The organism is Pseudolysinimonas sp., from assembly GCF_031389465.1.
Classification (GTDB): Bacteria; Actinomycetota; Actinomycetes; order Actinomycetales; family Microbacteriaceae; genus Pseudolysinimonas_A.
In genome coordinates this window covers 1-10,773 of record NZ_JANMSQ010000293.1, presented here as the reverse complement: position 1 = coordinate 10,773, position 10,773 = coordinate 1, and the positions used below count along the sequence as shown (strand labels likewise).

The 10,773-nt window shown below is 67.6% G+C and carries 9 protein-coding genes and 2 pseudogenes; 7 read left to right on the top strand and 4 right to left on the bottom strand.

Annotation, left to right across the window (positions count from 1 at the left end; genetic code table 11):
- Nucleotides 1-394: pseudogene (locus tag RMO30_RS11520) on the bottom strand (hypothetical protein); the annotation flags it as partial.
- 178 nt (nt 395-572) lie between these two features.
- On the bottom strand, nt 573-1,484 hold the full coding sequence (locus RMO30_RS11515) for a PAC2 family protein (RefSeq protein ID WP_309713548.1): 912 nt from the start codon (nt 1,482-1,484) through the stop codon (nt 573-575).
- 91 nt (nt 1,485-1,575) lie between these two features.
- On the opposite strand from RMO30_RS11515, the gene RMO30_RS11510 reads away from it, so the two are divergent.
- The 3 genes from RMO30_RS11510 (at nt 1,576) to sucB (ending at nt 6,017) form a co-directional block, all read left to right on the top strand.
- Nucleotides 1,576-3,081, top strand: a complete 1,506-nt coding sequence (locus tag RMO30_RS11510) for a leucyl aminopeptidase (protein ID WP_309713546.1) — start codon at nt 1,576-1,578, stop codon at nt 3,079-3,081.
- A 92-nt stretch (nt 3,082-3,173) separates the two neighbouring features.
- A complete protein-coding gene (gene lpdA / locus RMO30_RS11505; RefSeq protein ID WP_309713543.1) occupies nt 3,174-4,547 on the top strand; it encodes a dihydrolipoyl dehydrogenase in 1,374 nt (457 codons plus the stop codon).
- A 57-nt stretch (nt 4,548-4,604) separates the two neighbouring features.
- Nucleotides 4,605-6,017: a 2-oxoglutarate dehydrogenase, E2 component, dihydrolipoamide succinyltransferase gene (gene sucB / locus RMO30_RS11500; RefSeq protein ID WP_309713540.1), complete on the top strand. Its 1,413-nt coding sequence runs from the start codon at nt 4,605-4,607 to the stop codon at nt 6,015-6,017.
- Here the strand turns inward: sucB and RMO30_RS11495 are convergent.
- Nucleotides 6,014-7,462 carry a protein kinase domain-containing protein gene (locus RMO30_RS11495; RefSeq protein WP_309713538.1) on the bottom strand — a complete coding sequence of 483 codons (1,449 nt, stop codon included), beginning with the start codon at nt 7,460-7,462 and terminating at the stop codon, nt 6,014-6,016. The genes sucB and RMO30_RS11495 overlap by 4 nt on opposite strands.
- On the opposite strand from RMO30_RS11495, the gene lipB reads away from it, so the two are divergent.
- From lipB to RMO30_RS11480, 3 genes are read left to right on the top strand one after another with little or no spacing between them, the layout of a single operon-like run.
- Nucleotides 7,463-8,116 (top strand): lipoyl(octanoyl) transferase LipB, encoded by a 654-nt coding sequence (gene lipB / locus RMO30_RS11490; protein ID WP_309713536.1) that lies wholly within the window; start codon nt 7,463-7,465, stop codon nt 8,114-8,116. It abuts the gene before it with no gap.
- Complete coding sequence (gene lipA, locus RMO30_RS11485) at nt 8,113-9,111, top strand: lipoyl synthase (RefSeq protein ID WP_309713533.1); 999 nt, start codon at nt 8,113-8,115, stop codon at nt 9,109-9,111. The genes lipB and lipA overlap by 4 nt, the downstream gene beginning before the upstream one ends.
- A 20-nt stretch (nt 9,112-9,131) precedes the next feature.
- Nucleotides 9,132-9,836: a DUF4191 domain-containing protein gene (locus RMO30_RS11480; protein ID WP_309713531.1), complete on the top strand. Its 705-nt coding sequence runs from the start codon at nt 9,132-9,134 to the stop codon at nt 9,834-9,836.
- Between the two features lie 9 nt (nt 9,837-9,845).
- Here RMO30_RS11480 and RMO30_RS11475 read toward each other — a convergent pair whose 3' ends face one another.
- A complete protein-coding gene (locus RMO30_RS11475) occupies nt 9,846-10,259 on the bottom strand; it encodes an RDD family protein (protein WP_309713530.1) in 414 nt (137 codons plus the stop codon).
- A gap of 154 nt (nt 10,260-10,413) precedes the next feature.
- On the opposite strand from RMO30_RS11475, the pseudogene RMO30_RS11470 reads away from it, so the two are divergent.
- Nucleotides 10,414-10,773 (top strand): annotated as a pseudogene (locus RMO30_RS11470) (glutamine synthetase beta-grasp domain-containing protein); the annotation flags it as partial.

Below are 10,773 nucleotides of genomic sequence, written 5' to 3'. Positions count from 1 at the left end.
CGTCATCGACGACGACCTCGCCGTCGACCTCGATCTCTTCGACCTCCGTCAGGTCGATCTCAACATCTTCGATGTCGTCGTCGACATCGGACTCGCCAGCGGGGGCGGTCTTAGCTCGGGAGGCCTTGGCGGCAGGTGCCTTCGCGGCCGTAGTCTTCGCGGCCGTAGTCTTCGCGGCCGTAGTCTTCGCGGCCGGAGTCTTTGCGACCGGAGTCTTGGCGGGAGCCTTCGCAGCCGGGGGCTTGGCAGCAGTCTTCGTAGCGGGAGCCTTCGCCGGCGCCTTAACTGCGGGAGCCTTCCTGGCGGCTTTGGTCGCGGTCTTCACCTCGGCGGGCACGGTGTCCTTCGCTGTGGACGTTGCGTCCGCGGTCTTCGTGGTGGATCTCGGGGCCATTCGGGTTCCCTTCCGCGACCCTTTCGGGCCGGCAATTCCGGGCATTACTAAGACCCTTGTCAAGTCCCCCGCGTTTCCAACAGAAACTTTCGGGGACCCGACCGGGTCTTGAAGAATTAGTCTCTCACACTCCTGCACCCCCGGCTTGCACGCGGGCGCAGATGTAGACGTCGCGAAGTCAGAGGTCGTTGTCGCGCCGGTTCGCGAGAAACTTCTCGAGCTCGGCGGCGATCGTGTCGGCCGTCGGCAGCTCGCCGCTCGAATCCATCAGCGGCGATGGGAGCGGGTTCTCTTCCATGTAGCTGTCGTGCCGTTGCTCGAGGGCGCCGACGAGTCGCTCGAGCTCCTGGTTGCCGTGAACCTGGTCGTCGACCTTCGCCAGAAAGTCGCGGTTCTCTTCGCGCAGCTTGTCGGTCGGGAAGATCAGGCCGGTGGCGGCGCTAATGCTCTCGAGAGCGGTGACCGCGGCCTGCGGGAACTCCGTGTCGGACAGGTAGTGCGGAATGAGCAGCACGAAACCCGCCGTCGGGTGCCCGAGCTGCTGCAGCCGATACTCGAGCAGGTGCAGCGCGTTCGACGGCACCTGGGTACGCGGCTTCCAGACCGAGAGCTGGTCGATCAGCTCAAGCCGGTTGCCGCTCACCGTGACCCCGATCGGCCGGGTGTGCGGAGTCGGCATCGGGATGGCGTGCACCCATGTCGTGTCCTTGACCCCGTACTTCTCAACGAGCTGAACGACGGCGGCGGTGAACCGCTCCCACTGGAAGTCGGGCTCGAAACCGGTGAGGAACAGAAACGGCTGGCCGAGTTCGTCTTCGGCCAGGTAGAGCGACAGTTTTGCGGGCTGGTACTCACTCAGATGGTCTTGATCGAAGAACATCGTCGGGCGTCGGGCGCGATAGTCGAGCAGCGCGTCGGTGTCGAACGCGACGACCTCACTCATCTGAAGATTGGCGAGCAGGTACTGGCTCACCTGACTGACGGCACCGCCCGCATCGGCAAAGCCGGTCAGTCCCGCGACGAGGTGCAGATCGCGTGGCACCTGGCCGGCCTCGACCGACAGGTCGTACAGGCCGCCCGGATCTCGCATGCTCAGATTCTATTTCCGGGGCCTCCGCTCCCGCAGGAGAACGGCGCACCGCCGGTGAAGCCGTGAGCGAACACGCGGTTAGCATGGCCCGATGGCCGTACCGGTGCTCTCGATCTCCTCCTCCGATCCGCTCAACACTCCCGCGGAGGTGCTGGTGCTCGGGGTCCGGAAGACCGCTGACGGACCCCGCCTTGCGGTCGAAGGCGACGCCTTCCCGTCGGTCGCGAGCGCGCTCGCCGGGATCGCGGCCACCGGGGGTGTCGACGAATTCCGCCGCCTCCCCGCGCTCGACGGCAGCACGGCATCCATCGCTCTCATCGGTCTCGGGGCCGGAGAGATCACGCCCGATTCGCTGCGCTACGCCGCCGGGTCGGCCGCCCGACAGCTCACGGGTATCGAGCGTCTCGCTCTCGCGCTTCCGGTCACCGATGGTGCCGAGGCGCTCGCTGTTCTCGAAGGCGCGGCGATCGGCGCCTACGCCTACACCGGCTACCGGGTATCGACGATCGGCACGACGAAGACCCCCGCCGACGACATCGTCGTTCACGTGCCGCCAGCCATCGCAGCCGACGCTTCGAGCATCGTCGAGCGCGCGTCGGTCGTCGCGGCCGCGATCCATACCGTGCGTGACCTCGTGAACACGCCGCCGTCCGATCTCTACCCCGAGACGCTCGCCGCCGCCGTCGTCGACATCGCACACGGGCTCCCCCTCGAGGTCGAAGTGCTCGACGAGACCGAACTGGAGGCCGGCGGGTATGGCGGCATCCTCGCCGTTGGGCGCGGTTCGGTGCGCCCACCACGGCTCGTCGTCGTGCGCTACACCCCCGCGGGCGCCACCCGTCACCTCGCCCTCGTCGGCAAGGGCATCACCTTCGATTCGGGCGGCCTGTCGCTCAAGCCTCCGGCCGGCATGGTCGGCATGAAGTACGACATGACGGGAGCAGTCACCGCGCTCGCCGTCATCGCCGCCGCAGCGAAGCTCGCACTGCCGGTGCGCCTCACCGCGTGGTTGTGCATCGCCGAGAACATGCCCTCCGGTGCCGCGGCGCGCCCCAACGACGTGCTTCGGATGCGCGGCGGCACGACCGTCGAGGTGCTCAACACCGACGCCGAAGGCCGCCTGGTGCTCGCCGATGGGATCGTCGCGGCGAGCGAAGAAGAACCGGATGCCATCGTCGACATCGCGACCCTCACCGGTGCCGCTCGGGTCGCGATGGGCGAGCGCTACGCCCCGGTGATGGGCGACGACGAGATGGTGAAGAAGCTGATCGCGGCGGGCTCCGCGGTCGGCGAAATGCTCTGGCACATGCCCATGCCCCCCGAACTGCGCTCGCTGCTCGATAGCGACGTTGCCGACATCGCCAACGCGAAGGTCGGCAACACGAGCGGCGGAATGCTCGTCGCCGCGCACTTCCTCAAGACGTTCGTCGGCAGCACCGGCGAAGGAGATGGGAAACGCAGCATCCCGTGGGCGCATCTCGACATTGCGGGCGTCGCCAACAATCCGGGAAGTCCCTACGGCGGAATCGGCAAGGGACCCACGGGAACCACGGTGCGCACGCTGCTGCGTCTCGCGGAAGACTTTTCCGCGCCGTAGTAGGGTCTAGGTGGCAAGGAACACCTTGCTCTTCTGGGCCGCACGCCACCTCTGTCTTGGCCCGTATACGCACGCATATAGGGAGTCGCCGGGTGTCCGAGCAGAACTTCGACCTTGTCGTTCTGGGCGCAGGAAGCGGTGGCTACGCCGCCGCACTGCGCGCCAGCCAGTTGGGCCTCACGGTCGGACTGATCGAAAAAGCAAAGGTCGGCGGCACCTGCCTGCACGTCGGCTGCATCCCCACCAAGGCGCTGCTCCACGCAGCCGAGGTCGCGGATGTCACCCGGGAGTCCGCCAAGTACGGCGTGACCGCGACATTCGGCGGCATCGACATCGCCGGCGTCACGACCTACCGCGAAGAGGTCGTCGCCAGCAAGTGGAAAGGCCTGCAGGGTCTCATCAAGGCCCGCGGCATCACCACGATCGAAGGCGAGGGGCGTCTCACCTCCCCCACGACCGTGCAGGTCGGCGACGTGACCGTCACCGGCAAGAACGTCATCCTCGCGACCGGGTCATATTCCCGCTCGCTGCCCGGTCTTGAGATCGGCGGCCGGGTCATCACCTCGGAGCAGGCCCTCGCGCTCGACTTCGTGCCGAAGAAGGTCGCCGTTCTCGGCGGCGGAGTGATCGGCGTCGAGTTCTCGAGCGTCTGGCGCTCGTTCGGCACCGAGGTCACCATCATCGAGGCGCTTCCGAACCTCGTTCCGAACGAAGACATCGCGATCTCGAAGGCGTTCGAGCGCGCGTTCCGTAAGCGCGGCATCGAGTTTAAGACCGGTGTGCGCTTCTCGAGCGTCACCCAGAACGAGTCGGGCGTCGTCGTTTCGCTCGAGAACGGCGAAACCGTCGACGCCGAGCTGCTGCTCGTCGCCGTCGGTCGTGGGCCGGCGACCGCGAACCTCGGGTTCGAAGAGGTCGGCGTCACGATGGACCGCGGGTTCGTCCTCACCGACGAACGACTGCGCACCAACATCCCGGGCGTCTGGGCCGTCGGCGACATCGTTCCCGGTCTGCAGCTCGCGCATCGTGGTTTCCAGCAGGGCATCTTCGTCGCCGAAGAGATCGCGGGCTTGAACCCGATCGTCGTCGACGACGTCAACATCCCGAAGGTCACCTACTCCGACCCCGAGGTGGCCTCCATTGGCCTCACCGAGGCGAAAGCCGTCGAGAAGTTCGGCGCGGATGCCATCGCCACCTACGACTACAACCTGGCCGGCAATGGCAAGAGCCACATCATCGGCACCTCGGGCAACGTCAAGGTCGTTCGCCAGAAGGATGGCCCCGTGCTCGGCGTGCACATGATCGGAGCGCGCGTCGGCGAGCTCATCGGTGAAGCCCAGCTCGCCGTGAACTGGGAGGCATACCCGGAAGACATCGCGCCGTACCTTCACGCGCACCCAACGCAGAACGAAGCCCTCGGTGAGGCATTCCTCGCCATCGCGGGCAAGCCGCTGCACGGCATCTGACCCGCGCAAATTCCGCGCAGCTAAGCTATCCACACAGGCTTCGAAGGAGCACCCCTGATGAGCGAATCGGTCACCCTCCCGGCACTCGGCGAGAGCGTCACGGAAGGCACCGTCACCCGCTGGCTGAAGAAGGTCGGCGACCGCGTCGAGGTCGACGAGCCTCTGCTGGAGGTTTCGACCGACAAGGTCGACACCGAGATTCCGTCGCCCGTCGCGGGCGTGATCGAGCAGATCCTCGTGCAGGAAGACGAGACCGTCGAGGTCGGTGCGGTGTTGGTCACCATCGGCGACGGTTCGGGCGCCGCAGCTCCGGCCGAGGCCCCGGCGCCCGCGGCTGCCGAGCCGGCACCCGTTGCGGAGCCCGCTCCCGCCGCGGCTCCGGAGCCCGCCCCGGAGCCCGTTGCCCCGGCCTCTGAACCCGTCCCGGCGCCGGCAGCAGCCCCCGCTCCGGAGCCCGCTGCGACACCTGCGCCGGCTCCCACTCCGGTAGCGGCCCCGGCACCAGCTCCCACCCCGGTAGCGGCCCCAGCCCCAGCCCCTGTGGTGCCTGCCGCCGCCAGCACGAACGCACACGCCGGCTATGTCACTCCGATCGTGCGCAAGCTCGCGAACGACAAGGGCATCGATCTCGCCGCGGTTACCGGTACAGGTGTCGGCGGACGCATCCGCAAGCAGGATGTGCTCGCCGCCGGCGGTCCCGCGGTCTCGACTGCAGCCCCGTCCGCTGCGGCGGCTCCCGTGCTCGAGGTGTCGCCGCTGCGCGGAACCACGGTGCCGATGTCACGCCTGCGCAAGGTCGTCGCCGAGCGCGCGGTGCTGTCGATGCAGACGCTCGCCCAACTGACGACCGTCGTCGAGGTCGATGTCACGAAGGTCGCGAACTACCGCGACGAGGTCAAGGCCGCGTTCCAGGCCAAGACCGGCCAGAAGCTCACCTTCTTGCCGTTCTTCGTACTCGCGGCAGCGGAAGCGCTGAAGGCGTACCCGATCATCAACGCGACCGTCGATGGCGAGAGCATCGTCTACCCCGATCACGAGAACGTGAGCATCGCGGTCGACACCGAGCGTGGCCTCCTCACCCCCGTGGTGCGGAACGCCAGCGACCTCAACCTCGCCCAGCTCGCGGCCGAGATCGCCGACAAGGCGGAGCGCACGCGCAGCAACAAACTGACGCCCGACGAGCTCTCTGGCGGCACCTTCACGGTGACCAACACCGGCTCCCGCGGGGCGCTGTTCGACACGCCGATCGTGTTCCTGCCGCAGTCTGCGATCCTCGGAACCGGCATCGTCGTGAAGAAGCCGGTCATCGTGACCGACGACGGGCTCGACGCGATCGCGATCCGCTCGACCGTCTACCTTGCTCTGTCTTACGACCACCGCATCGTCGACGGCGCCGACGCCGCCCGCTTCCTCGGCGCGGTCAAGGCTCGCCTCGAAAGTGGCGACTTCGCGAGCAAGCTCGGCATCTAACCCGGCTCAGCCGTCTCAGGTTCAGTCGACACGGCTGGCGCATCCAGGTAATCCCGGATGCGCCAGCCGTTTGTCGTTCGCATGAGCAGCACAGACGCCGGGCTGCTGCCGGGCGGCAGGTCAAGCAGTGCCGCGTCACCGAGTTGCTCCACCAGGACCGGATCGCCGACGAGGATCTCGCCGCCCGGGTACTCGCCGCCCGCCTGAACAGCGCGGATGAGCGCCACGTCATCCGCGTACGCGGCGGAATTCGGCTGCACGACCTCGTCGAGACACAACAGCGACAGGTCGCGCACGCACCGATCCCGCAGTTCCAGGAGCAGGATGGCCGCCTCGACGGGATCGTCGGGGAGCACCGGCTCTGCGATCGTCGGTTGGGTGGGCGCCGACGTCGCAGCCACCGCAGTCGACTCGGTGGGTGGCGCTGGGACCAGCATGACTGCGACCGTCAGGGAGAGCCCGCCCACGAGGGCACCGAGCACGAGTCGTCGACGGCGGAGCTCCCAGCCTGACCAGATCGCCACAACTCGCGCGACAGGTTCGTCGAGGCGCTCTCGCACCCACTCGGGCAGCAGAGTCGTGAGCCACGGCGGAAACGCAACGGCGGGGGCTTCCTCAACCGGGTCGAGCTCCCGGGGCTCGCCCATCCGGCCGACGACGAGGGTGTCATCATGCTCGCCATCGCCGAATCGCACCGGGGCCGCCGTCGCCAGGCCGAAGAGTCGCTCGGCGAGCTCCCCCGGAGTAGCGTCCGTGGTCGCTGCAGCGAGCCTCCGCGCCGCCTCAGCCCGGGCGCCGACGACCCGGGCCAACACGATCACCGCGATCCCGCGCAGCGAATCACGGTCGGCGAGAACCCCCGGCACGGTCTCACGCACCACCTCGGGCGTGTCGGGGGCGAAGATCTGAGCACCCCCGAACCCTGTGATCGTCGGTGCTCCGTCATCCCGAAAGCTGATCGCGGCGAGCGATAGCCTCCCGTGGGCGACTCCAGCAGTGTGGATGCGGTCGATCGTCGCCGCGATCGGCGCGAGAATCGTCACCGCCTCGCCGGCATCCAGTGCAGGGCGCCGTTCGAGAAGCTCGGCGTGGGTGCCGTTCGGCAGACGTTCGAGAACGAGCACCGTCTCGTTCTCGTTGCCCGAGACGTCGTCGAGCTCGACGACGTGCTCCCCAGAAGCGCGACCGAGGGCTTCGATCTCGACCGCGGCGCTCGCGTCGCCCGCAGGGCTGACCTTGAGTACGACGGTGCGTCCGTCGTCGAAGCCGAGCAGGAGACGGGCCCGATCGCCGCGCCCGGCTGAGCGCAGCACCCGATAGCCTGCGACATCCTCCACCATCCGATCGTTGCCGGTGGCGTCGCTGCCGTTCGCGAGCTGACCGAGGGCTGTGAGCGCGGCCGCGCCGACCCGGCGGTGGAGGAGCGGCGCGGGTAGGCTCGTCACGTGGTCGACTACGTCGTCGCGGGGCTAAGCGCCAACTCCGTGCCGTATTCCACTGCCCTTGAGATGCAGCGTGCCGTGCACGCCGACGTCGCGAGCGGCAGGGCGCCAGGCACCGTCCTCCTTCTGGAGCACCCGTCGGTCTACACCGCGGGGAAACGCACCGAATCTCAGGAACGCCCGACCGACGGCACCCCCGTGATCGACGTCGACCGCGGCGGCAAGATCACCTGGCACGGACCGGGCCAACTCGTCGGCTACCCGATCGTGCGGCTCGCCGACCCGATCGACGTCGTCGCGTACGTGCGGCGGCTCGAGGGGATGCTCATCGACGTGCTCGCCGAGTTCGGCATCCCGGGCGAACGCGTCGAGGGCCGAAGCGGAGTGTGGCTCCGCGGTCGCGACAAGATCGGCGCGATCGGGATCCGGGTCGCGGACGGCGTCACCATGCACGGCTTCGCGCTCAACTGCTCCAACTCGTTCGACGCGTACAGGGCGATCATCGCGTGCGGCATCCTCGAAGCCGGGGCGACGAGCATCAGCCGCGAGCTGGGCCGAGAGGTCACCCCCGAAGACGTCGTTCCGCTGATCGAGAAGCACTTCCTCGCGAACCTCGCCCCGTCACTCGCCGCGACGCCTGCGGAAGTTTCCGCATGAGTGCGACGCAAATCGGCCACGACGGCCGCAAGTTGCTGCGCCTCGAGGCGCGCAACGCCGAGACGCCGATCGAGCGCAAACCCGACTGGATCAAGACGCGCGCCAAGATGGGCCCCGAATACACCGCGCTGCACAGCCTCGTGAAAGAAGAGGGCCTGCACACGGTGTGCCAGGAGGCCGGCTGCCCGAACATCTACGAGTGCTGGGAAGACAAAGAGGCGACCTTCCTGATCGGCGGCAGCCAGTGCACCCGGCGTTGCGACTTCTGCCAGATCGACACCGGCAAGCCCGCCGACTACGACACCGACGAGCCGCGTCGCGTTGCTGAGTCGGTGACCCGCATGGGGCTCCGCTACGCGACCGTCACGGGTGTTGCTCGCGACGACCTGCCGGATGAGGGTGCCGGGCTGCACGCCGAGACGGTGCGCGCCATCCACGCCGCGAACCCCGGCACGGGCGTCGAGATCCTGGCGACCGACTTCTCGGGCAACCCCGACCTGCTCGGCGAGGTGTTCTCAAGCCGACCCGAGGTATTCGCGCACAACGTGGAGACCGTCCCGCGGATCTTCAAGCGGATCCGCCCGGCGTTCCGCTACGAGAAGAGCCTCGACGTGCTCACCCAGGCGCGCGCAGCGGGTCTCATCACGAAGTCGAACCTCATCCTCGGCATGGGCGAGACCCGCGAAGAGGTCAGCCAGGCACTTCACGACCTGCACGATGCCGGCACCGACATCATCACCATCACCCAGTATTTGCGCCCCTCGGCGCGGCACCTGCCGGTCGCCCGCTGGGTGAACCCGACGGAGTTCGTCGAGATGAAGGATGAGGCCGAAGCCATCGGATTCCTCGGAGTGCTCGCCGGACCGCTGGTGCGGTCGTCGTACCGTGCCGGTCGCCTGTGGGCCCGTTCGATGATGGCGAAGGGCCGCGACATCCCGGCGCACCTTCAGCACCTCGCCGACGCCGAGCTGGGGTTCGCGCAAGCGGTGTCGTAGCTGGCCGTATCGTAGAACTCATGGCACGCCCCACCCCCGCTCCGGCGAAGGAACCCGGCCGTCTGAAGCAGATGTGGCAGGTCTTCCAGATGACCCGCCGCTTCGACGGCACCATCGTCCTGTACCTGCTGTTGGCCTTCCTCGCACCGACCGGCGCCGGCATCGTGCTGGCGGTGATCTTCGGCGCAGGCAACCCGGTGCTGTGGATCCTGTACATCGTCGCCGGTGTTCTGGCCGGCGTGTTGTTGAGCCTCATCGTGCTCGGGCGCCGTGCCGAGAAGGCCGCCTTCTCGCAGATAGAGGGTCAAGCGGGGGCAGTCGGCGCGGTGCTCAAGAGCTCGCTGCGCCGCTCCTGGACGGGCAACGAGATTCCGATCAACTTCAACAAGACCCAGGATGCCGTCTACCGCGCCGTCGGCAAGGGTGGCGTCGTGCTCATCGGCGAGGGTCCGCGCACCCGCACGCAGCCGATGCTCGACAAGGAGCGCGCCAACGTGCGCCGCATCCTGCCCGAGGTTCCCGTCCACCTGATCTACGTCGACGCCCGCGACCCCGAGGCGACGTCGCTGCACCGCATCGTGCCGACGCTGGCGAAGTACAAGCGGGCGCTCAACAAGTCGGAGATCCAGGCGGTGTCGAACCGGCTGCAGTCGCTCGGCAAGAACGGTCTTCCGATCCCGAAGGGCATCGACCCGAACCGCGTTCGGGCCCCCCGACCCCGCTAGTCAGCCCCGCTAGACCCGCACGAGCAGCGTGCCCGCTGCCCGGTCGTGCAGCCCGCGTTGGTCGGCATCCCAGATCACCGCGGGGACGAACAGGCACACCAGCAGGGTGCGCACGAGCGGACGCCACAGCTCGAGTCGCCCGGGATTGAGGGGCACGACGCGCATCCCGAGCAGCAGATGACCGACCCCGCCGTTCGCCACCAGCAGGAACAACAGCTGGATGCCGGCGAACAGCCCGAGGGTGACGAAACCGTTCGTCTGCCACGGGCCGGTCGAGAAGAACGCCACTGAAATTGCTGATGCGATCGCCCAGTCGATCGCCAGGGCCGTGATCCGGCGGGCGGGTCGGGCGATCGATCGCGGACCCGACTCCGGTAGTCCGAGACGCTCCCCGGGCCAGCGTTGCTCGGTCGGGTCACTCACGCGATCTACCCTACGGCCGACGTCGGCCGTAACATGCCGGAAACAATTCGGTCACCCTCGGGAAATCGCCCTCCCCTACCCTCAGACCGACGGCTGCACCCCGCAACCGATCCGTACCACAGGCCCTTACGGAGTAACTCCTATGTCCACCCCACTGTTCAGCGACTCGTCTGAGGTGCTGAAGTTCATCAAGGACACGGATGTCAAGTTCCTCGACATCCGCTTCACCGACCTTCCTGGAATCCAGCAGCACTTCAACATCCACGTCGACCGTGGATGAGGAGTTCTTCTCGGTGGGCCAGCTGTTCGACGGTTCGTCGATCCGCGGCTTCCAGTCGATCCACGAATCCGACCTGCAGCTCATCCCGGACATCTTGACGGCGTTCGTCGACCCGTTCCGCACCGAGCGCACGCTCGTCATCATCTTCGACATCTACAACCCGCGGAACGGCGAGATCTACGGCCGCGACCCGCGTCAGGTTGCCAAGAAGGCCGAGAAGTACCTGGCCTCGAC